At 67.8% G+C, this 20,509-nt stretch carries 21 protein-coding genes; 7 read left to right on the forward strand and 14 right to left on the reverse strand.

Going from position 1 to position 20,509, the window contains the following annotated elements; genetic code table 11:
* Positions 1–62: 62 nt before the first annotated feature.
* The gene (locus ACIA49_RS34100; RefSeq protein ID WP_396382178.1) at positions 63–566 is read right to left on the reverse strand and encodes a hypothetical protein; all 504 of its coding nucleotides are present in this window, start codon (positions 564–566) and stop codon (positions 63–65) included.
* 150 nt (positions 567–716) lie between these two features.
* On the opposite strand from ACIA49_RS34100, the gene ACIA49_RS34105 reads away from it, so the two are divergent.
* On the forward strand, positions 717–872 hold the full coding sequence (locus ACIA49_RS34105; RefSeq protein ID WP_391545858.1) for a hypothetical protein: 156 nt from the start codon (positions 717–719) through the stop codon (positions 870–872).
* 135 nt (positions 873–1,007) lie between these two features.
* On the opposite strand, the gene ACIA49_RS34110 is transcribed toward ACIA49_RS34105, so the two are convergent.
* Both ACIA49_RS34110 and ACIA49_RS34115 read right to left on the reverse strand, forming a co-directional pair.
* Complete coding sequence (locus ACIA49_RS34110; protein WP_396382181.1) at positions 1,008–1,499, reverse strand: metallophosphoesterase family protein; 492 nt, start codon at positions 1,497–1,499, stop codon at positions 1,008–1,010.
* Between the two features lie 11 nt (positions 1,500–1,510).
* The gene (locus tag ACIA49_RS34115; protein ID WP_396382184.1) at positions 1,511–2,500 is read right to left on the reverse strand and encodes an oxidoreductase; all 990 of its coding nucleotides are present in this window, start codon (positions 2,498–2,500) and stop codon (positions 1,511–1,513) included.
* Positions 2,501–2,688: 188 nt separating this feature from the next.
* On the opposite strand from ACIA49_RS34115, the gene ACIA49_RS34120 reads away from it, so the two are divergent.
* The gene (locus ACIA49_RS34120; protein ID WP_396382185.1) at positions 2,689–3,000 is read left to right on the forward strand and encodes a hypothetical protein; all 312 of its coding nucleotides are present in this window, start codon (positions 2,689–2,691) and stop codon (positions 2,998–3,000) included.
* A 151-nt stretch (positions 3,001–3,151) separates the two neighbouring features.
* Here ACIA49_RS34120 and ACIA49_RS34125 read toward each other — a convergent pair whose 3' ends face one another.
* The 9 genes from ACIA49_RS34125 to ACIA49_RS34165 all read right to left on the reverse strand — a co-directional run bounded on the left by ACIA49_RS34125 (position 3,152) and on the right by ACIA49_RS34165 (position 10,111).
* Positions 3,152–3,547, reverse strand: a complete 396-nt coding sequence (locus tag ACIA49_RS34125; RefSeq protein WP_396382186.1) for a hypothetical protein — start codon at positions 3,545–3,547, stop codon at positions 3,152–3,154.
* Positions 3,544–3,729 carry a hypothetical protein gene (locus ACIA49_RS34130; RefSeq protein ID WP_396382188.1) on the reverse strand — a complete coding sequence of 62 codons (186 nt, stop codon included), beginning with the start codon at positions 3,727–3,729 and terminating at the stop codon, positions 3,544–3,546. Before ACIA49_RS34130 ends, ACIA49_RS34125 begins: the two co-directional genes overlap by 4 nt.
* A gap of 253 nt (positions 3,730–3,982) precedes the next feature.
* Positions 3,983–4,363 carry a hypothetical protein gene (locus ACIA49_RS34135; RefSeq protein WP_396382189.1) on the reverse strand — a complete coding sequence of 127 codons (381 nt, stop codon included), beginning with the start codon at positions 4,361–4,363 and terminating at the stop codon, positions 3,983–3,985.
* Positions 4,363–5,658, reverse strand: coding sequence for a restriction endonuclease fold toxin-2 domain-containing protein (locus ACIA49_RS34140; RefSeq protein WP_396382191.1), 1,296 nt, complete (start codon positions 5,656–5,658; stop codon positions 4,363–4,365). Before ACIA49_RS34140 ends, ACIA49_RS34135 begins: the two co-directional genes overlap by 1 nt.
* Positions 5,659–5,664: 6 nt before the next feature.
* Positions 5,665–5,925 (reverse strand): hypothetical protein, encoded by a 261-nt coding sequence (locus ACIA49_RS34145; RefSeq protein ID WP_132414728.1) that lies wholly within the window; start codon positions 5,923–5,925, stop codon positions 5,665–5,667.
* Positions 5,926–5,942: 17 nt separating this feature from the next.
* Positions 5,943–6,617 (reverse strand): hypothetical protein, encoded by a 675-nt coding sequence (locus tag ACIA49_RS34150; protein ID WP_396382194.1) that lies wholly within the window; start codon positions 6,615–6,617, stop codon positions 5,943–5,945.
* Positions 6,614–9,394 carry an FtsK/SpoIIIE domain-containing protein gene (locus ACIA49_RS34155; protein ID WP_396382195.1) on the reverse strand — a complete coding sequence of 927 codons (2,781 nt, stop codon included), beginning with the start codon at positions 9,392–9,394 and terminating at the stop codon, positions 6,614–6,616. The genes ACIA49_RS34150 and ACIA49_RS34155 overlap by 4 nt, the downstream gene beginning before the upstream one ends.
* 116 nt (positions 9,395–9,510) lie before the next feature.
* Positions 9,511–9,906 (reverse strand): VOC family protein, encoded by a 396-nt coding sequence (locus tag ACIA49_RS34160; protein WP_396382196.1) that lies wholly within the window; start codon positions 9,904–9,906, stop codon positions 9,511–9,513.
* 7 nt (positions 9,907–9,913) lie between these two features.
* The gene (locus ACIA49_RS34165; protein ID WP_396382198.1) at positions 9,914–10,111 is read right to left on the reverse strand and encodes a hypothetical protein; all 198 of its coding nucleotides are present in this window, start codon (positions 10,109–10,111) and stop codon (positions 9,914–9,916) included.
* A gap of 119 nt (positions 10,112–10,230) precedes the next feature.
* Between ACIA49_RS34165 and ACIA49_RS34170 the strand changes: the two genes are divergently transcribed.
* Both ACIA49_RS34170 and ACIA49_RS34175 read left to right on the forward strand, forming a co-directional pair.
* On the forward strand, positions 10,231–13,314 hold the full coding sequence (locus tag ACIA49_RS34170) for a PD-(D/E)XK nuclease family protein (RefSeq protein WP_396382200.1): 3,084 nt from the start codon (positions 10,231–10,233) through the stop codon (positions 13,312–13,314).
* Positions 13,307–16,729, forward strand: coding sequence for a UvrD-helicase domain-containing protein (locus ACIA49_RS34175; protein WP_396382201.1), 3,423 nt, complete (start codon positions 13,307–13,309; stop codon positions 16,727–16,729). The genes ACIA49_RS34170 and ACIA49_RS34175 overlap by 8 nt, the downstream gene beginning before the upstream one ends.
* Here the strand turns inward: ACIA49_RS34175 and ACIA49_RS34180 are convergent.
* A complete protein-coding gene (locus ACIA49_RS34180; RefSeq protein WP_396382377.1) occupies positions 16,726–17,340 on the reverse strand; it encodes a LysE family transporter in 615 nt (204 codons plus the stop codon). The two genes, ACIA49_RS34175 and ACIA49_RS34180, sit on opposite strands and share 4 nt — an antisense overlap.
* A 175-nt stretch (positions 17,341–17,515) precedes the next feature.
* Between ACIA49_RS34180 and ACIA49_RS34185 the strand changes: the two genes are divergently transcribed.
* Together ACIA49_RS34185 and ACIA49_RS34190 are read left to right on the forward strand one after the other, a co-directional pair.
* A complete protein-coding gene (locus ACIA49_RS34185) occupies positions 17,516–18,301 on the forward strand; it encodes an alpha/beta fold hydrolase (RefSeq protein ID WP_396382202.1) in 786 nt (261 codons plus the stop codon).
* Positions 18,302–18,308: 7 nt separating this feature from the next.
* Positions 18,309–18,911 carry a DUF4291 domain-containing protein gene (locus tag ACIA49_RS34190; RefSeq protein WP_396382204.1) on the forward strand — a complete coding sequence of 201 codons (603 nt, stop codon included), beginning with the start codon at positions 18,309–18,311 and terminating at the stop codon, positions 18,909–18,911.
* Here ACIA49_RS34190 and ACIA49_RS34195 read toward each other — a convergent pair.
* Complete coding sequence (locus tag ACIA49_RS34195; RefSeq protein WP_396382205.1) at positions 18,889–19,242, reverse strand: hypothetical protein; 354 nt, start codon at positions 19,240–19,242, stop codon at positions 18,889–18,891. The genes ACIA49_RS34190 and ACIA49_RS34195 overlap by 23 nt on opposite strands.
* Positions 19,243–19,878: 636 nt before the next feature.
* Between ACIA49_RS34195 and ACIA49_RS34200 the strand changes: the two genes are divergently transcribed.
* Positions 19,879–20,505, forward strand: a complete 627-nt coding sequence (locus ACIA49_RS34200) for a DUF6308 family protein (protein WP_396382207.1) — start codon at positions 19,879–19,881, stop codon at positions 20,503–20,505.
* The last annotated feature ends 4 nt before the right edge of the window (positions 20,506–20,509 follow it).

Here is a 20,509-nt window from a genome sequence, read left to right on the forward strand (position 1 = left end):
CCTCGAGCTCGGTTTCCGACCCACCACAAGCCAATCAGAGGCCACCGACAGTTTCCGCACGCCTACTCCACGGGAACGTCGACCGCGATCTCGGCCCCGAGCTTCGCGCCGTGCATCAAGGCGAGTTCGTCACCGCTCCAGAACCGCCCCGGGTCGTACCAGTTCGGCCGCCGCCCCGGCATCAGCAGGCCCATCTCCTCGTACGTGACCGCGACGACCTCCGCGCAGTACGCAGACTCCAACTCGAGCTCCCGCTGACCGCGCTTCAGCGCCGGGATCCGCCCACGCACCCAGCGCGACGCCAGTCGGGCGGTCGAGGGGAACGGCGTACCGTCGAGTCGTGCGACAGTCCGCAGTACGGCGTCCTCCATCTCGTGCGTGACCGGGTGATCCAGCTGACGCAACCAGCCGCGCTGACCGTACTTACGCGCCCACACCGTCACCGCATCCCGCAGGTCGTGCAGCTGCACACCGCGGTGATGCGTGCCGGTCCACATATCCTCCAGCGACCGCCCGAGCTCCGCGTGCCACATCAGCGGCGGCATGTCGTCGAGGACGATCGCCATCCCGACATGGTTGACGGGACTGTTGGTCAAGGTCTGGATCGCGCGATCGGCGGCACTCTCACCACGGAACAGCCAAATGTCACCTGTTCGTGTCAGTTCCGTAGCGTCATCCAGTGAAATCCGGCTCTCCACGTCGCTAGGTTAGTCGCCATGAAGGTATGGAAGGTCGTAGGACTTGCGGGGCTCGTCGGCGTGGCCGCAACGGGCGTAGTGATTGCACGGGGCGAGCGGAAGCGTCGCGCCTACACGCCGGAAGAGGTGCGGGACCGCCTCAAGGACCGCGCCAAACAAGCCGCGCGCGTCTGACCCAGACGCACAAAGATCCCGGTACGACGCTCGGCCGGGCGCGAGGACGCCGTAACTCGGTGGTACGGCGACACCCCTCCGCGCCCGGCCGGAGTCATATCCAGATCCTACGCCGACCCGGCCGTCGATGGGGATCTAAAGGTTGTGCAAGGCAACATCTTTAAGCCGGCCCGCCGTAATGACAGCCGTTTGAAACGTGCACTGGGGCTGCCTGCGCCGATCGGTCGGTGATCCAGGATTCAACAGGCGCAGGCCACCTGGACTCGTCGTGTCCCACGGGATGTGACTGTGCCCGAAGACCAGCAGATCGACTCCCGGGTACGCCTTCTCGCAGCGCTCCTCGCGACCCTTCGCCGTACCGGTCTCGTGCACGACCGCCACGCTCAGCCCGTCGAGGGTCACCCGCGCGACCTCAGGCAGCCTGGCACGCAGCTCGGGCCCGTCGTTGTTGCCCCAGCAGCCGATCAGCCGGGCAGCGCGCGCCTCCAGCTCGTCGAGCAGCGCAACGTTCACCCAGTCGCCGGCGTGAATCACCACGTCGGCGCTGTCGACCGCCTCCCACACCGGATCAGGCAGGCGTTTCGCCCGCACCGGCAGATGGGTGTCCGAAATCAGCACCAGCCGCATCCCCCAACCCTCTACTCTTCCAGTGCCGCGATCAACTCCCTCTCCTTGCCAAGGCTCAGCCCGGCGCGTCGCTCGCGCTCCAGGCCCAGCTCGCGCTCCCAGGCGAGCGTGTCGGCCAAGAACTCGCGGCGCGGCCGATGCACCAGCCCCGCCGCTGCCGCCGCGGCGCCGCTCCGGCAGGACCAACCGGCATACTCCGGGTCGGACATCCACATCGTGAGCGATTCCGGCCCCATGTACTGACCGACCTCTCGCTCCTCCAGCCACTCCGGCTTCGCCTTGACCACCGGACCGGTGTGTCCACCGACCTCGCGCACGAGCTCGATCCACTCCCCGAACGGCACGGCGGGACCGACGGTGTCGAAGATTCCCGTCCGGCCCTCAGTCGCACAGTCGAGCAACCACCCGGCAAGATCCCGTACGTCGATCACCGCGGTGGGCGTGTCAGGCGAATCCGGCACCAGCATCGGCTCCTCCGGCCGCGCGGCAGCCCGCGCCACCCACGCCCCGGCCCGATCACTCCCGTCGCCCGGCCCACCGATCAACCCGGCCCGCGCGATCACCAGGCGATCCCCCACCGCCTCGATCGACGCCTGCTCACACGCGACCTTGGCCTCGCCGTACTGCTCCCGGTCGGCGACGTCATCCTCGGACGGCGCCCGCAACGCCGCCGTCTCATCCGCCCCGGGCGTATCGAACTTCTCGTACACGTTCCCCGTGGAGACATACGTCCAGTGCTTGGCCCGCGCCCCGAACGCCGCCAGCGCCCCACGCACGAACCCCGGCTGCCACGACACCTCGAACACGGCATCCCAGTCGCGATCGGGCACAGCGCCGTACCCATCAGGAAGGCTGCGGTCCACCGCGACCAGCTCCGCGCCCTCGGCCACGGCACCGCTCTCACCCCGCGCCACGCACGTCACCGCATGCCCACGCGCCACCGCCTGAGCCGCGAGCTCGCGCCCCAACCATGCCGTCCCACCAAGGACCAGAATCTCCATGCAGGTAAGCAAATCAGGCCCCACCGACAAAACCCAGCTCGCTTAGCCGAGGGCAGAACCGCACACCGAAAGTGACCCCGGTACGGCGTCCCGTCACCGCAGGCCGCGAACACTTGCCGACAACCGGTTCCAGGCGCAGTGTCGGCCATGACGGCACCTTTCGACGGCGCCTTGAGCAAGGGGGAGAAATGGCTGGTTTCGTTCAGATCATCGAGTACCGGACGTCGAAACCGGACGAGGTCACGGCGCTCTCCGAGGACTACCGGGCCAAGCGTGAGGCCGGCGGCGACGGGCCGATGCCGATCCGCTCCGTGTGGTGTTCGGACCGCAAGGACCCGACGCGGTACGTCGCGATCGTCGAGTTCGCGTCGTACGAGGAAGCGATGGAGAACTCGAAGCGACCCGACACCAGTGAGTTCGCGGCCGCCCTGATGGCGCTGTGCGACGGACCGACGACGTTCCACGACCTGGACGTCCTCGAGGCGACCGACTTCCGCTGAGTGCTCGGGCCCAGCCGGACTCGCATTCGGCTGGGCCCGAGACAGGGGAGGGCGGTGCCGATGCCGGAAAGGAGGTCGGCATCGGCGGCCGCATCGGCCCGGGTCCGCGGCGCCGGATCCGGACCGGCTTAGGGGTGTCGCGTCGGGCGTGTCAGCGGAACACGCGGTACGACGACCAGCTTCCCGGCGGCGCACCGCCGTACGAGCCTGAGTCGCGCTCGTGGTGCAAAGGGTCAGGGTCCTCGGGTTCGGGCGCGGAGTGCAGGTCGGGCCACGGCCGCGCCGCAAGCGTCTCGCGCGGCGGCACCATCAGCTCCGGATCAGGACCGGACTCCGGATCGATCCACTCGACCTCCGTCGCCCCGCCATGACCATGGATCGCGACCACCGACTCGATCCCGTCCCACACGGTCGTCGTCGGATAGTCGCCGTACCAGCGCAGCGCCACCGATCCATCGGTGAACTGCACGCCCTCGGCAACAGGCCCCGTCCCACTCACCCCGGAGACATCATGGTGGCGAATCAGCCGAAAACGGCGAGAGCTCATTTCGGAGCAACCTCCCACAACCGCTCCCCCGGCAACGCCCGGTACTGCCCCGGATCGGTCACCGGAATCGGATCGCTGGTCACCTTCAACCCCGCGAACCGCCGCGCCATCGCCTCCGCATACCTCTCGGCCAACTCGGCCTCGGCACTGTAATCCGCGACGACATGGTCCCCGAACCACACCCGTACACGGCAACGTTGTGAACCAGACTCACCGGACATCTCAATGCACCCGGCGCGTCATGGTTGTTCCCATCAGCGGCATCCAAGACCTACGGTTCACGTCGATCACTTCCACTTCCCTGTGGGGATGGGTTCACTGGTAGTGACGGCCCCCACAAAGCTTCATGACGCAATTCCCCAGATCTTTTTCCCCAACCCCGTTCGAACTTCCTTTCGAACCGCCCGCACACCGAGCCGCCCGCAGTTCCGGAGATCATTCAGCGCGCAGCGCCGCAAGAATCTGCCCGACCGAGATGTCGGCGCTCAACTCCACAGTCCGGTACGAGCCTGGTTCGATCAGATGCAGGCCTGCCCCCGGCAGCACGCTGCTGGCCATCCACTGCGCAAACTCCGCCGCAGCCTCCGCGTCCGCAGGATCGAGACTTACCGCCTGCCGTGTCCCACTCAGCGCCACCCCCAACTCCCGCGGTGCCGGTTCCAGCGAAATCAAAGCCTCGAAAGCCATCGTCGAGCCCTCGACACTTCCTCGGCCGACACGTGCCCCCGGCCACCTGCTCTGCAGCGCCTCGGCAAAATCGTCGACCTCCAGCACCCAGTCCGGCTCTTCCAACGGTGCGACCAGGTACTCCGCCATCAGTCATCGTCCTCTCGCCGTACGGTTACCTGTCCCGGGATGTCGAGCAGTCGCATCCGCTCTCGAAAGTATGCCGCCGCAGTCGCATCGTTGGTGATGATTTCGAGCCCTTCGACCGGATTGTCGACGTCCCCGATCACCGCGCGGTACTTGAGCAATTGATGATCGTTCTTCTCCTCAGCGATCTTCCGCAGGAAGGGCGGCAGGGACTCCGGGCGGTAGAACGACCGCTCCGAGGAGGGCGCGACGTACTTGGCGTCCTGGGCACGCTTGAGCAGATCGTCCAAACCATCGGCCCACGATGCTCGCGGTAGGTCCTCGTCCGACGTCAGTCGGTACTCGAGCGGACCGCAGTGCTTGCGCTGAAAGTCAGCCTCTGGACCATCTCCGACCAGCGGCCGGGTTCGACCGCTCCCAGCCAGCCGCTCGCGATACTCCTTGAAGCTCGCTGCCGCTTTCGACGATCCGTCGTGCCTGAGCGGGGGGAGGTTGATGTCTACGACGATGGGGTGAGGCTTGTCGTTGTCGGGGTAGTCGAAGGTGGCTTCGATGGTGGTGGGGGTGATGGTGAAGGTGGCGTGGTCCCAGGACTGGTCGGCGGATTCGGCCATGGCTTCGAGGAGGTTCTTGACCTCTTCCTCGAGGTCGACCAGGAACTCGTCGACCTCTTCCTCGAGGTCGACCAGGAACTCGTGGTCGGCGAGGAGGCGCTCGTTGCGTTTCTCCTCCTCCTTCTCTTCCTTCTCGGTCTTCTCCTCGATCTCGAACTCGCCGGTCTCGGTGACGACGATCTCGACCTCGAGAGGTTCGTCGGGGTTCGGGTTCTGCTCGTCGTCCTTCTCGTGGTCCTTGCGGAACTTCTCGAAGGCTTTGCGGGCGACGGTGATCAGCGGGGGCTCGTTGTCGTCGGCAACTTCTACGTCCTCGAAGGTCGCCGTGAGCCGTTTGGTGCGACCGCGGGTGTCGCGCTCGACCACATCGCCCTTGCCGCCAGTAGCGCGGTTGCGATCGGCGGAGTCCGACGAGAGCCGGTCCGTCCCCGATCCGCCACCGACCAGTCGATCGGCCCACAGTCGCGCCTTCGGCGGTGCCATCGACAGGTAGTGCGCTGCCGCCTCACACGCCCGTGCGGCAGCGTCCAGTTGATGCGCGGCCACAGTCGCACCGCCCTGCGCCGCTACTGCCGCGTTCTCGCGGCAGCGGACGGCTGTGCGCTGTAGGTGGTGCAGCACGCCCGGTACCTCGTCGAGGCACTCGACCAACCCACGCGCCACCCGCTGCAGGTCCGACGGCATCGGAGGTCAGATCTGGTCGGCGTAGCTCTTGCATCCGGCCGAGGCGATCTCCAGAGCCTCGGCTGCCTGCTCCACGGCCTTGCCGGCCGCATCCAGGATCTCGGAGATGTCCCGGTCCACCCCGGTCGCCGTACCCGCGATCAGGCTCTCGACCTGCTGGCTGTGCTGCGTGAAGCGCAGCTTGAAGCCGGCCAGCCCGCCCGCTGCCTGCTTGGCCTCCATCGAGACCTGAAACAGCTGTTCCTTGAGCCGCTGTACGTCGGACACCTGAACCCACTCCTATGTCAGTTGCGCTTCTTCGGCAGCACGATCGCCGTACCGGCCACGACCACCGGTACCAGGATCGCGAGCCACCAGGGCAGCCCGGCCGCCATCGCGACCACGACCACGACGGCACCGCCCCAGCCCCACCACCGCGCTCCAGGCAGCCTGGGCAGCCCGAGCATCCGCGATGCGGCCAGCATGGTGACCGCACCGATCGCTGCCGCCTCGACCCCGGCCAGGAACGACGCGGTGATCCACACCAGCACGAACCCGACCAGCGTCAGGACGGCGCTGATCGTACGACGTTTGCGCCGCTCCTGAAGCGCGCGCCCCTCGGCCCGGACCTCCTCGAGCTGGTCGACCGCCTCACCCAGTTGCTTGGTGAGGCGGGCCGCGGCGGACTCCAGGTCGCTCAGACCGCGGATCTCCGGCGACGGGATGTTGATCCGACGCCCGTCAGCCGGCAGCCCAGCACGCTGCAGACTGACCGCAGCCTTCTCAGCGAGCGCGTTCAGCCGCTCTTCTACCTGTCGGCCGCGTTCGGCCATGGCAGCGGCCTCAGCCTGCGCTGCAGCCTCTGCGCGGGACTTGGTGGCGGTGAGCCGGTCCTGCGCCTGCTGAGCGTCCGTACGGGCACCTGCGACGATCCGCAGCGCACGTGCGTACTCGGACCACTGCTGCTGTTCCGTCTTCATCGCCGCACCAACTCCACTGCACGCTCTACCTCGTCAGTCCGCAAAGCAGCGAACGGTACGACGACCTGCGCCTCCGGATGCAGTCCGTCCCACAGCAGCCCGCGGTGTGGCTCCGAAGCCCACCGAACCAGCGGTCCGCATACAGCCCGGACACCGTCCTGCGGATGCCGCAAGAACAGATGCGTCGCCACGTTCGCTCGTCCATAGCCGAGGTGCTCGGTAGCTACGTGCAGTCTGTTCCACCAGCCGAAGGTGATGAGCCCCTGCGCCGGACCGTCCCGGACGATGTCCTGCAGTGCATTGGCCGGGCTCTCGAAGAACCCCTCCGCATGCAGCTGCATCCGCGGCACGCCATGGAAGCCAAAGCCGAGCAGATAGGTCTGACCGCCGACCTGTCCGTCCCGCAGCGCGTTCCGCAACGCAAACAACCGAGGTCCGACCTCATCGTGCTTGTCGACCGTCTCGACCTCACACCCGAGTGAGCGCAGCGCATGCACCAGCGCACCCTTGCCGTCCGCGACAGCAGGCGAGGAGTCGGTCCCGTCTATGAAAATGAACCGCGGCGGCTCCACTGCAGCCCCAGCAGTCGACAACGCCAACCCAGTCAGTACGCCGAGCGCATCCACCGGACCGTCACCCAGAACCAGTACGCCGGCTCCCGGCTCGGGCCGTACCTCCACCTGCACCGGCTCTTCGGTCACTGCGATCGGCAGACCGATCCATGGCCGTCCCAGCTCCGGCTTCACCGCAGCCGCAGTGTCAGCCAGCCGTGCCGGCTCTGCCAGGTGGAACACGCGCGGCGGGTGCGCCGCCGTACCGGCTCGGAGCCATAGCTCACGCCGCAGGTCGTCCAGCACCGCCTTGTCCGCAAAGCTGACCAGGACGTGTTGGTTGTCGTCAGGTGAGCCGAAGTTCGCGTTCAGCACAGCCTCACCGCGGAACTGCAGCTCAGCCGCCGCAGTGTTCCCACTGCGCAGAATCGCCTGTGAATCAGCTGGCGTGGTCTTCAGAGCGATCCGGTACGGCACCTGACCGAAGATCGAGTCTCGCCGCGTCGACAGCCGCTTGACCCCCTCGATCGTCTGAGTCGCCAGTACGACGTGAACGCCGTACGCACGTCCCAGCCGCACCAACCGCTCCAGCAGCTTGGCCGCCTCGTCCGCCAGCTCGTCGTCGTCCTCAAGCAGTACCTGGAACTCGTCGAGGACCACCAGGATCCGCGGCGGCCGGTCCGGTCCCGGAGCCAGCTCAGCGATGTCCGCAACGTTGCCGTGCGCCTTGAAGATCTCGCTCCGCCGCGCCAGCTCATCAGACAGATGCCGCAGTACGGCGAGACCGAACGCCCGGTCGCTGTGGATCCCCAGCACCCGCACATGCGGCAGCCAGTGCTCACGCTCTCCGGCCGGACCGAGCGCGGAGAACTCCACACCGTGCTTGAAGTCCAGCAGGTACATCTCTAGATCGACAGGGTCGTACCGCGCAGCCAGTCCGTGGATCAGCACGAGCAGCAGGTTCGACTTGCCCTGACCGACCGCGCCACCGACCAGCACATGCGGCAGTGCAGGGTTGCCGCTGCGCAACCGCACCAGTGCGGGCGTGCGGTCGTCGTACCCGATCACTGTGCCGATCTCATCCTTGACCGGCTGCCACCAGGTGGAGCGGTCCGGCAGTGTGCGCTCGAAGTCGATGGTCGGCAGTACTGCGATCTCTGCGAGCTCGGCGACCACGTCACAGATGCCTGCAGCAACGTTCGCTTCAAAGGCCGGGTCCAGCTTGGCTGCCACTCCCGGCAGCGTCGCTGCCTCCACCTTGTCGCCGGTGACGACCACTGCGTCCAGTAGCTCAAGCAGTTGCTTCGTATCCACGTCACTCTCGGCCGGGGACGACGGATCGTGGTGGACGAGGAAGCAGATGCCCCGCTCCCCCGCCGTCGCCGCAAGCCGCAGCAGATCGCGCTGTGCGAGCTGATCGATGCCGGAGGGGTAGTCGAACAGGACGACGAGCCGGTACGGATCGGTCACTCGACCGGTCTCCCGGATGAGGTCCTCGAACCGCTTGTGCCCGAGCTGCGCCTGCCGGCTGGCCCGGAGCGACGACACGTCGACCAGTCCGGACAGCACCGCGTGCAGCTGCTCAGCGGTGTGGGTTGCCCTAGGCACCAATTGCGGGTACTTCGTGGTCAGATGGCCGAGCAGGCCCATGGTGCCGGTCAGCTTCGGGTCGAACGCGTCGATCCGCAGCCGGAAGGGCTCTGCAGCGGCGACCAGCCGCAGTGCGACGCTCTGCAGCAGCCGGCGCGCGGACTCGTTCCGGTCCGCGGTCACCTTCCAGCCGTTGGTCCGCAGCAGCGGCACGGCGACCGGCGTACCGGCCTCCAGCTCACCGATCCGGATGTACGGCGGGACTCCGGCGCCCACGAGTTGCCGGGAGCGCCAGCGGGCGTCGTTCGGCGGAATCGAGGCCAGTCCGGGGGCGAGGCGGTGTGCGAGCAGCCGTGCGGCCGGCTCTGCCTCTGCCAGCGCCGCAGCGGTGTTCGCGTCGACCTGCGCACGGGACTCGCGGCGCGCGATCGCAGTCTGCTCCTGGAGCTGCCGATGCAGCTGGACAGCCCGCTGGTGTTCGCCCTGGGTCAGCCGGCGCGCATGCTCCAGCAACTGCCCCAGCGCGTACTGGAGGCCGCGGATCCGCGCTTCCAGAACCTCAGGCCCCGTATCTGATTCTCGCGCCGAGCGCGAAGCCACTGGGGGCGCAGTTTCCCCGTCAGGCTTCTCCGTCACGAGCACCGTCCTTCCACCTCTGCCCCGCGACACCTACTGCCTGGACAACTGTGTCACACCAGTAGTCCCAGTGGTCACTCCAGGCATCAGTAGTCTCACGCATCAGTCAGACGGCCTCAGTTGGGGGCGACGAGCTCCAGCTCGTACCCGTCCTCGTTGTGCAGGAATGCGGCGTAATGCTGCGGCCCGCCGGCGTACGGATGCCGGTCGGCGAACATCAGCGTCCAGCCGTTGGCAGCGGCCTCGGCCACGAGCGCGTCGAGCTCGGCGCGGGAGGCGACGTTCAGCGCGAGGTGGTTCATCCCGGGGCGGAGCCGGTCGTGGACGTCGGCCGACATCGCCGGGCTCTGCTCGACCACGACGTAACTGCCGTCGGGGGCGGTCCAGGTCATCCCGCCGGGCCAGCCGTCACCGTCCTTCCAGCCCAGCCGATTCAGTACCCAGCCCCAACTCTGCTGGGCGCGGACAAGGTCCGGGACCCAGATCTCGACGTGATGCACGGCAGCGACCATCGGAGCATTATCTGTGCTCGTCGAGATGGTTCGACACGGCCATCGCGATCGACCCCGACACGATCAGCCAGACCAGCGCCGCGACCAGCCACGGCCACCACTCCCGGCCCTGCGAGACCTCGGCGACGCCCTTGCCGAACAGGCCGCCGGACGGTGCGAACACAGCCACCATCAGCACCCGTGCGATCGCCGTCTGCCTGGTCATTTCTTCATTGTCCGAGCCCGCCGGGAACCCTGCAGAAACCAGGGCGTTTCGCGCCGTTTCGGAACTTGTCCGTGGCAGGGTCTACCGTCTGCGGTGACAGTCGAGAGATCGGGGATTTCGTGAGCAGCACCCGGATCGAGAGCACGGCGTACGGCGCGCCCGCCCTGGAGCGTTTGCATGCCGTGGTGACGCGGCTCAAGGCCGACGATCCGATGGCGCCTGTCACTCTGCTGCTACCGAACAACCTGGCCGGTGTCGTCGCCCGCCGGGAGCTCGCGACGACCGGCATCGCGGGGTTGTTCCTCGCCACCCTCGAGCGATTGGCCGAGCAGCTCGCGGCCGGTGTGCTGTCGCCACGACGGCCGGCCACGCGTCCGATCGTCGCGGCGACCTGGCGGACCGCTTTGTCCAAGGCTCCGGGCATTTTCGAGGACGTCGCCGAGCATCCGTCCACCATCCAAGCGCTTGCGTCAGCCCATCGTGAGCTGCGCGATCTGTCCGAGCCCGCGCTGGAAAGAGTCGCCGCGGCCTCGGTCCTCGGCCCGGATCTGGTGCGACTGCATCGCCAGGTCGGGTCCGATCTCGGCACCGATTGGTACGACGAGACCGACCTGCTGCGGGCTGCCTCCGCCCGCGTCGACGCCGAGCCGGCGATCGTCCGCGAGCTCGGCGCGCTCGTGCTCTACCTTCCGCAGGAGCTCACCCAGGCCGAGGCCGCCTTCGTGGAGGCGCTCGGAGCCGCCGCGGCCGATCTGACGGTGATCGTGGGATTCACCGACGTACGGCGTGCCGATCGGGCGGTCCGACGTTCACTCGAGCGGATCGGTCTCGACCTGCCGACGTCGATCTCGCGGAACTATCCGGTCGCGACCGAAATCCTGAACGCGTCCGATGCCGACGACGAGATCCGTTGTGTCGTGCGGGACGTGGTCGCGTCGCTCAAGAAGACTCCCGCACACCGGATCGCCGTGCTGTATTCGGCGATCACGCCGTACGCACGGTTGCTGCACGAGCACCTCGCGGCCGCGGGGATCGCCGTCAACGGCCCGGGGACGCGGCCGGTGCATGAGCGGGCGATCGCGCGGACGCTGCTCGAGGTGCTCGCGCTCGTCGATCAAGACCTGCCGCGCGCCGATGTGTTCCGCGCCCTGGCGAACGCCCCGACGCGCGACTTCACCGGCGAACGCATCCCGGTGCCGCAGTGGGAGCGGATGTCGCGCGCGGCCGGTGTGGTGCGCGGTGATGACTGGGACACGCGGCTCGCCCGGTACGCGGAGTCGGAGCGCCGGACCGCCGATCAGGAGGAGGCGGCCGAGGATCCGCGACCGGCCGCGATCCGGCGTGCGCGCGCCAACGCGGACCGAGCCGAGGCCCTGCACGCCTTTGCCTCTGAACTGCGGAGACGACTGCGGACTGTCGCCGAACTGGAGAGCTGGTCGGCGTTGGCCATCGGAGTTCTGGAGCTCTTCCAGGATCTGCTCGGCGACTACTCCGCCCTGCCGATCGAGGAGCAGTATGCCGCGGCCGCCGTCGAAGGCTCGTTGCGCGGGCTCTCCACGTTGGACGAGCTCGGGACACCGGCGAGCCTGTCCGTGCTGCGCGACGTGCTGGATCTGGAGCTGCAGCAATCACTGCCGCGAGTCGGCACCTTCGGGACCGGAATCCTGGTGGCTCCACTGTCGGCAAGCGTCGGGCTCGCAGCCGACATCGTGTACGTCGTTGGGCTGTCCGAGGATCTCTATCCGGGGCGTGTGCATGAGGACGCCCTGCTGCCGCATCGAGTGCGTGAAGCGGCCGCACCGGAGTTGGCGTCGTTCCGGGATCGGCTCGATGAGAAGCAACGGCATCTGCTGGTCGCGTTCTCGGCCGGCGCGAAGAAGGTGGTCGCGTCGTTCCCCCGGGGTGACCTGCGGCGATCGTCACGCCGGTTGCCGACGCGCTGGCTGCTCGGTTCGATGCGGGAGTTGAGTGGCGACCACGCGTTGGCCGCGACCGCCTGGGACCAGGGTGCTTATGGGGACCAGCTCCGGACCTCGGCGTCGTACGCGGGGTCGTTGACGACGGCAACCATGCCGGCGAGTGAGCAGGAGTGGCAGGTGCGGTCCGCGGCAGCCGGTCTGTGGCTGAGCGATCGGGTGCTGGTGCGGGCTCGGGAGATGCTGCGGGGGCGCGGGTCGTTGGCGTTCACACGGTTCGACGGCGACCTGTCCGGCGTACCGGGGCTGCCGGAGTATGCGGTGGAGGATCGGATTGCCTCCCCGACGTCGTTGGAGGCGTATGCGACCTGTCCGCATGCGTACTTCGTCGAGCGGCTGCTTCAGGTGGAGCCGTTGGAGGCCCCGGAGGATTTGCTCGTCATCTCACCGATCCAGGTCGGGAACCTGATTCACAACAGCCTCGACGCTTTCGTGTCCCGGTTGGCGGGCTCGCTTCCCGAGTACGGCGAGGGGTGGTCGGCCGAGCAACGGCAACTGCTGCTCGCGATCGGGGCAGACCTGGCCGACCAGTTCGAGGCAGAGGGGCTGACCGGTCACCCGAGGCTGTGGCAGCGGGAGCGGCTGCGGATCCTGGGCGACCTGATGGTGCTGCTGGGAGACGACGAGCGGTGGCGGGTGTCGCGCGACGCTTCGGTGGTCGCCAGCGAGCTGCGGTTCGGGTTCGACGGTGAGCCGCCGGTGGAGATTCCGGTGCCGTCGGGGCGGGTGCTGCTGCGCGGATCCGCCGACAAGGTGGACCTCGGACGGGACGGGACGATCTACGTCACGGACGTGAAGACGGGCGGCTTCTCGCGCTACGAAGGCATCGAGAGCGACCCGGTGGCCGGCGGGACCAAGCTCCAACTCCCGGTCTACGCGTACGCGGCCCGTGCTCGGCTGGGTGAGGCGACGACCCCGGTCGAGGCGTCGTACTGGTTCGTCCGGCGTGGCGGCAAACGGATCCCGGTGCCACTGACGCCCGAGGTCGAGGCCCGGTACGTCGAAACGCTGGACGTGATCGTGTCATCGATCGCGAACGGGCTGTTCCCGCCGAAGGCGCCCGAGGTGCCGGACTTCTTGTGGGTGCAATGCCCGTACTGCAATCCGGACGGGCTCGGGCACAGCGAGGTGCGAGCGCGCTGGGAACGCAAGCGGCATGACCCAACGCTCGAGCGATTGGTGCGGCTGATCGATCCGGTCGTCTACGAGGAGGCCGGCGATGAGTGAGCAACTGCTCGACGGCGCGGCGCGCGAGCGGATCCGGACCGATACCGACACGACGTTGTTCGTCGAGGCCGGTGCTGGGTCCGGGAAGACGCATGCGCTGGTCGACCGGGTGACCACGTTGGTCTTGCGCGACGGCGTACCGCTGCGGACGATTGCTGCGGTCACGTTCACCGAGAAGGCTGGGGCGGAGCTGCGGGATCGGCTGCGGGTCGAGTTCGAGAAGGCGCGGAAGGGACCGGCCGGACCGCTGGCCGACGAGGCGCTCGACGATCTGGATTCGGCGTCGATCGGGACCCTGCACGCGTTCGCGCAACAGTTGCTGCTCGCGCATCCGATCGAGGCCGGGCTGCCGCCACTGATCGACGTACTGGATGAGGTCGGCTCGTCGGTCGCGTTCGAGGAGCGGTGGGCCGAGCTGCAGCAACGGTTGCTGGATGACGACTCGATCGCCGAGCCGCTGCTGCTCGCGATGGCGGTCGGCGTCGAGCTGAAGCACCTGCGGTCGCTGGCGCGGCTGTTCGGCAACGACTGGGACTTGATCGAGGAGCACGTCCTGGTGGATCCGCCAGAGCTCGTGTCGATGCCGGACCTCACCGGGCTGATCGCTGCCGCCGCCCAACTGGGCGCGGCCGTCGATTCCTGCCGCGATCCCGAGGACCGACTGCTGCCGAAGGTTCACACCATTCGTGAGCTCGGCGTGATGCTGGAGGCGGCGACCGATCAGGAGACGCAGCTGGCCTACCTGCAGGCGTTGCGCGGGCTGAAGGTCGGCAAGATCGGCCGCAAGGAGAACTGGCCGGACGTCGCCAAACTGCGCTCGGACTGCGCCGAGGTCGTCGAGGTCGCCGGGTCTCTCGTCGAGCTGCTCCTCGATGCTTGCCTTCGGCACCTTTCGCATTGGATCGCCGAGCGGGTGCTGGAGTCGGCCGAGGTACGGCGGGGCGAGGGGCGGCTCGAGTTCCACGACCTGCTGGTGCTGGCGCGCAACCTGCTGCGGCGCGATGACTCCGTCCGTGCTGCGCTGCACGAGCGGTATGAACGGCTCCTGCTGGACGAGTTCCAGGACACGGACCCGATCCAGATCGAGCTCGCGGTCCGGATCGCGGCCGGCGCGGACGGCGACGCTTCGGATTGGCAGGACGTCGAGGTTCCCGACGGTCGGCTGTTCGTCGTCGGCGACCCCAAGCAGTCGATCTACCGGTTCCGCCGGGCGAACATCGCGACGTACCTGACGGCCCAGGACCTGCTCGGCGAGACGGTCACGCTGACGACCAACTTCCGCACAGTGCCGCCGATCCTCGACTGGATCAACCACGTCTTCACGACGCTGATCCAGCCCAAGGACGGCGCTCAACCCACGTACCACGCGCTGACGCCGCATCGCACGACCACGCCCACTACAGCTCCGCCGCCACCGGCCGCGCCGCTTCCCGCGGACGTCAGTCGCGACCCCGACGATGAGCTCACCCTCTTCGACTTCCTGGACGACTCCCCTGCCGAACCAGAGCCTGAGCTTGCGACTGTCCTGCCTTTCCGGCGCGCTACCGACGACAGTCCGCCCGAGCCCACGCCGGCGCCGTACGACGACTCTGTCTCCGGACCCGCTGTCACCATCCTTGGCGCAGTGCCACATGACGACCTTCCGCGCGCACAGGCCTCGGTTCTTCGTGAACGCGAAGCGTCTGACGTCGCGGCGACCGTGGAGAAGGCTCTGCGCGACGGCTGGCTCGTGTACGACGAACGCACGTCGGCCTGGCGACCAGCCGCGGCCGGCGATATCGCCGTACTGGTTCCGGCGCGGACGTCGTTGCCGTTCCTCGAAGATGCACTAGATCGGGCCGATATTCCGTACCGGGCCGAGGCCAGCTCACTCGTCTATCAGACCGCTGAGGTTCGCGATCTGCTCGCTTGTGCTCGCGCGCTCGGCGACCCGAGCGATCAGCTCGCGCTCGTCACCACCTTGCGCTCGCCGCTCTTCGGGTGTGGGGACGACGATCTCTTTACCTGGAAGCGTTCCGGCGGCTCGTTCACGCTGACCGCGCCGGTCTCCGACGACCTGCTGACGCATCCGATCGGCGAAGCGATGGACTGGCTGCGCCGAACGTACTACGCGTCGCGCTGGCTCACCCCGAGCGAAGTCCTCGCCAAGATCGTCGCCGACCGCCGGATGCTCGAGGTCGCTGCGATCGGACCGCGGGCCCGCGACACCTGGCGGCGGATCCGGTTCGTCGTCGATCAGGCCCGTGCCTGGTCGGAGGTTGAGCACGGCGGTCTACGTTCGTACCTCGCCTGGGCTGCTCACCAGGGCGAGGAGGCGTCGCGCGTCGCCGAGGCCGTCCTGCCCGAGACGGACGCGGACGCCGTCCGGGTGATGACGATCCACGCCGCGAAGGGGCTCGAGTTCCCGATCGTCATCCTGTCCGGCATGACGGCCGCGCCGAACCGGCAGCGCGGCGTCCAGGTTCTGTGGCCGCCGATCGGCGGTTATGCGGTGAAGCTCAAGGCTTCGGTCCAGACCGAGGACTTCGATCTCGTCCAGCCGGTCGACGAGCAGATGGACGACTACGAGCGACGCCGTCTCCTGTACGTCGCCGCGACCCGCGCTCGCGACCACCTCGTCGTCTCGCTGCACCGATCAGGTACGCGTCGTCACTCCAGCAACGCCGAGATGTTCGCCTCTGCCGGTGCCGCGGAGTTGCCGGGGATCACGCTGTTCGACGGTCCGCCGCCGGCCGATCGCGACCCGCGATCCACCTCGGACGTCACGCCGCCGATGAGTCGGCGCGACTGGGACGAACAGATCACCGCAGCCCGGCAGGCCAGCCGTCGCCCGTCGGCGCGCAGTGCATCCGGTCTCGAAGGCACGGGACCGGAATCTGCCCTGACCGACGAGCCTGTCGACCCCGGGACCGCCAAGGCGCCACGCGACCTTGAACTCCCACCGTGGTCGAAGGGCCGGTACGGGACCGCGATCGGTCGCGCGGTCCACGGCGTACTGCAGGTCGTCGATCTCTCGACCGGCGCCGGTCTCGAGTCCGCCGTGTCGAGCCAGTGCCTCGCCGAAGGCGTCCTCGAGTACGCCGATGTCGTGACCGCGCTGGTTCGTTCCGCCCTCGCTGCGGACGTCGTGCAGCGAGCAGCGGCCCGCGATCATTGGCGCGAGTCGTATGTCGGCACGGTCCAGCCCGATGGCACGGTGCTCGAAGGCTTCGTCGACCTCATCTACCGCGAGGACGATGGCCGCCTGACGGTCGTCGACTACAAGACCGACGTCATCCCGGCGGCCGCGTTGGACAGCCGCGTCGCCTACTACGCTCCCCAGCTGCAGGCGTACACGGAGATCCTGCCCAACACCGGCCCACCGGTCCTGCTGTTCCTCAATCCAGCCGGCGCGGTCGCCCATCAGTTGCCCTAGGCAACTAGTCGGATCGCGAGCACCACGATTACCACGCTGGATATCAGCGCGGTGATGAGCCGACCTGTGGGTCCGGTCAGCACGCGTCCCAGTAGGACGCCGCCACCGGCGAGCAACAGTTGCCAGCTCGCCGACGCCAAGAACGCAGCAGCCACGAACACGGCCAGCTCTGCAGTCGATCGACTTCCGGAGCCGCCGAGTACCAGCGCCGCGAAATAGATCACCGTCATCGGACTGAGCAGCGTCATCCCGAGCATCCCCCAGTACGCCGTTCGCCCGCGAACCGGAGTCTCCCGCGCGACTCCAGTCAACCGGCGCGCGCGATACCGCCGTACGCCGGTGACCGCGCCGATCACCGCGAGCCCGATGAGGACCACCACGGACACCCAACGCAACGGCACCACGATCGGGATGAGGAGCGGAGCCAACGCCGTACCGGCCACGGCTGCGACCAGCGCGTAGATCCCGTCCGCCGATGCGATGCCGCGAGCTGCACAAGCTCCCACTCGCGCCGAACTTCGCGCACTCAGGCCCACCAAGTAGGTCCCCACGGGCCCAACCGGTACTGCGATCCCGTACCCGGCGAGCACCCCGGCGACCACCACCTCCATCACGACTGGAGGCGGCTAGACCTCCAGCCACGACCGGCCTGCTGCTGAGCCCGCGCCGCCACGTCGGCAACCGGTCCCATCAGCAACACTCCACAAGTCGTAGTCATACCCTCATCATGCGAACCGCCTCACCCTTCCCTCAACTCATTTACGTCGTGAACCCAGAGGAGCCCTTGTGCAGCTGGACAACGTGAAGATCCACGGCGACTCCGGTCCGCCGGTGCTCCTCCTGCCCGGCGGGGCCGAGTCCTGCGACGGCTTCTTCCCAGGCATCGTCGAAGGCCTTGTGACCGACCCCGGCTGCCGAGTCATCGTCCACGACCGCCCTGGTACCGGTACCTCCTCCGAACCCGGCCGCCTCGCCGACGCCACCGCGCATCTGCATGCCCTCATCAACGAACTCGGTCTCGGCCCCGTCGTCGTGGTCGGCCAAAGCCTCGGCGGCGCGGTAGCGCTGCTGCTGGCCGACGACCACCCCGAGAGCGTCGCCGGTCTGGTCCTCATCGACCCGACCCCGATCAACGACCCGCGATCGTGCGCCCGCATCGAACGCCTCACCAGCACCCTCGCCTCACTCGGCAAGTTGCCCGTCCTGCGCAGCCTGGTCGCCGCCACCTTCCGCGCCGCCGTCGCCCGAAGCACCCGCAACCGCACCCTCCGCCCCGACTGCGCAGCCGTCTTCGAACGAACCGCCCACCTGGACATCGCCCAACTCGGCCACGCAGTCCACGGCCTCGCGGACCTCTCCGCCGCCCTCGACGAGTCGACCCTCCCGGTCGTCCCCGCGATCCTCATCACTGCCGACCGCAAGCCTGCCGCCCCGGTCGCCCAAGCCCACGCCCGCCTGGCCGTCGCCCTCAACGCAACCATCGAGTCCTGGCCCACCGCCGACCACAACGCTCACCTCACCCACCCCGACGAAACCCTCGCCACCATCCGATCCCTCATCACCAACCTCTGAGGTCCCCATGCACCGCCAGATCCGTGCGCTCCACGACGACGACACGATCGCCGTCTACCAGGCCTACGCCCCCGAGATCGCCGTACCGGCCCTTGCCGCCGGCACCTTCGTCGCACCCTTCGGCTTCTCCCGCATGACCTGGATCAAGCCCTCCTTCCTCTGGATGGCCTACCGCTCCGGCTGGGCCACCAAGCCCGGCCAAACCCGCGTCCTGCGCATCCACCTCAAACGCTCCGGCTTCGAGTGGGCCCTCGCGAACAGCACCCTCTCCCACTACGACCCCGCCCACCACGCCAGCGAAGAGGCCTGGCGCGAATCACTCACCACCTCCCCCGTCCGCGTTCAATGGGACCCCGAACAAACCCTCACCCTCACCCCCCAACCCAACATCCGCTCCCTCCAACTAGGCCTCTCCGGCCCAGCCGTCACCCACCACGTCAACGACTGGATCATCCGCATCGAGGACGCCACCCCCGAAATGCACCACATCCACGCCCTGACAAAATCCGACTCTGCCACTGCCCAGGCAGCCCTCCCCCCGGAACTCCCCTACCCCCTAGCCCCAGCCCTCGCCGCCCACATAGGAGCTACTCCGGCTCAAACTCAATAAGGTCCTCCACCGCCCGCCGCAGCCAGTCATAAAACGAAGGCAGCGTCTCCCTCAGCTCGCACCCCGGACCAGCAAAGTCATGGACGAGCAAAACCTCCGCACCGCCCGCGCCCCAACACGCAACATCGTCGTTGTCCCGACGCCGCGCGAACGGAACCAGGACCCGCCCCGGATACCGCTCTCCCAAGCCTCGGTACTGGAAGTAGAGCAGTTCCCCGCTCAACACCTGCCAGGGCTCAAACTCAACCAGCCCCAGCTCAACCACCCGCACAAACGACGCCGGATACACAAACCCCTCCGGCAGATCCGCCTGCCCGATCAAGCTCACCACAGGCTCACCCACCGCCATCCAGCACGATCCGCGCAGCCACGGCGCGAACGGTCATCGAGCCCCAAATCTCCCTCAAGGTCGAAGACCCCCTCTTGGAACCTCATGCTGTCGATATGTCCGTAGTCGACGGCTCCGGACGCGTCAGTAGCCGGCGGCGCGCCCTGCCCGCCCCATCGCAACTCCGTAACCTCCTCGGACCTGAGCCGGCCGTCGCGGTAACACAGGTATGTCTCCGCATCCGGCTCGACGTACTCCGCATACTCCGGAACCGGCCACACCTCATACGGCTGCGCGGTCAGAGAAGTCGCGCCACAGACAGGGCACTCGCACAGCGAGGTCATGTCCTCCCGCGGATTCAGCGCCGACTCTGGCTCCTGGCCCACCGCCTGCATCTGCGCGAGCAGTCGCCGGGGGTGGGTCATGGGCGCCTCCGTTCGGTGGTGGGGATGTCACGGAGAGTTTATGGAGTTTGGGGGTGTTGTGGCACGGTGATTACTGGTTGTGGATAAGTGGGGCGACCCAGGCGTGTGGATGAGCGCCGGGTCGCCTACGATCTGCGGAAACGCTGTGAGGGAATCGCTCGGATGATGGCTCGTCTGCTGGCGGGTCTGCCACAAAGAGTGTGAGGGTGTGGCCATGAACATCGGTACTCGGAAGATCGTCGTCGACGAGGCGATCGCCCAGCTGCGGATCTATGCCGAGGGCAACGGCGCCGTCCTGCGGTACTACGACGGGCTGCCGGGGATGACGAATGTCGGTGGGGCTGACCCGAACCGGGTGACGCTGGAGGATCTGGCGCGCACCATGGTGATCGGTGCGGACCTGCGGGCGCTGGACATCCCTTGGCTGCTCGAGGTGGATGCGGAGAAGGAGTTCGCCGCGGTGCCGGTCGATGCGCGGCTGGAGGACGCTGCGCCGGGGACTGCGCTGTTCGACTCGGCCATGGCGCTCGACGAGGTGTTCTCGGGGCACCGGGGCTTCGGGCAGGCGAAGAAGTCGAAGCTGCTGCACCTGAAGCGCCCGTTTCTCTTCCCTGTCAGCGACAGCTTCATCCGGATGACGTACACGAACGCCTCTGCAGGTGCTGAGCTTCTGGGCGCAGTGCACGCGGACCTGGTGAATCCGGCCAACGTGCGCGACTTCAAGCTGCTGCAGGTCCGTCTGAACGCCGAGCCGCCCACGTCGGCGGCCCGGCTGCTCGGTGAGGCTCCTACGCTTCGCCTGCTCGACATCCTCGCCTCACTGCTCGGTGAGGCGAAGTAGTCCA

It is taken from the genome of Kribbella sp. NPDC051587, assembly GCF_044453945.1.
In the GTDB taxonomy this organism is placed as follows: domain Bacteria; phylum Actinomycetota; class Actinomycetes; order Propionibacteriales; family Kribbellaceae; genus Kribbella.

What these genes read in the sequence shown, in the direction of transcription:
- ACIA49_RS34100 (WP_396382178.1), bottom strand. Translation starts at nt 566, where the DNA reads ATGGCGATCGTCCTCGACGACATGCCGCCGCTGATGTGGCACGCGGAG.
- ACIA49_RS34105 (WP_391545858.1), top strand. Translation starts at nt 717, where the DNA reads ATGAAGGTATGGAAGGTCGTAGGACTTGCGGGGCTCGTCGGCGTGGCC.
- ACIA49_RS34110 (WP_396382181.1), bottom strand. Translation starts at nt 1,499, where the DNA reads ATGCGGCTGGTGCTGATTTCGGACACCCATCTGCCGGTGCGGGCGAAA.
- ACIA49_RS34115 (WP_396382184.1), bottom strand. Translation starts at nt 2,500, where the DNA reads ATGGAGATTCTGGTCCTTGGTGGGACGGCATGGTTGGGGCGCGAGCTC.
- ACIA49_RS34120 (WP_396382185.1), top strand. Translation starts at nt 2,689, where the DNA reads ATGGCTGGTTTCGTTCAGATCATCGAGTACCGGACGTCGAAACCGGAC.
- ACIA49_RS34125 (WP_396382186.1), bottom strand. Translation starts at nt 3,547, where the DNA reads ATGAGCTCTCGCCGTTTTCGGCTGATTCGCCACCATGATGTCTCCGGG.
- ACIA49_RS34135 (WP_396382189.1), bottom strand. Translation starts at nt 4,363, where the DNA reads ATGGCGGAGTACCTGGTCGCACCGTTGGAAGAGCCGGACTGGGTGCTG.
- ACIA49_RS34140 (WP_396382191.1), bottom strand. Translation starts at nt 5,658, where the DNA reads ATGCCGTCGGACCTGCAGCGGGTGGCGCGTGGGTTGGTCGAGTGCCTC.
- ACIA49_RS34150 (WP_396382194.1), bottom strand. Translation starts at nt 6,617, where the DNA reads ATGAAGACGGAACAGCAGCAGTGGTCCGAGTACGCACGTGCGCTGCGG.
- ACIA49_RS34160 (WP_396382196.1), bottom strand. Translation starts at nt 9,906, where the DNA reads ATGGTCGCTGCCGTGCATCACGTCGAGATCTGGGTCCCGGACCTTGTC.
- ACIA49_RS34165 (WP_396382198.1), bottom strand. Translation starts at nt 10,111, where the DNA reads ATGACCAGGCAGACGGCGATCGCACGGGTGCTGATGGTGGCTGTGTTC.
- ACIA49_RS34175 (WP_396382201.1), top strand. Translation starts at nt 13,307, where the DNA reads ATGAGTGAGCAACTGCTCGACGGCGCGGCGCGCGAGCGGATCCGGACC.
- ACIA49_RS34180 (WP_396382377.1), bottom strand. Translation starts at nt 17,340, where the DNA reads ATGGAGGTGGTGGTCGCCGGGGTGCTCGCCGGGTACGGGATCGCAGTA.
- ACIA49_RS34190 (WP_396382204.1), top strand. Translation starts at nt 18,309, where the DNA reads ATGCACCGCCAGATCCGTGCGCTCCACGACGACGACACGATCGCCGTC.
- ACIA49_RS34200 (WP_396382207.1), top strand. Translation starts at nt 19,879, where the DNA reads ATGAACATCGGTACTCGGAAGATCGTCGTCGACGAGGCGATCGCCCAG.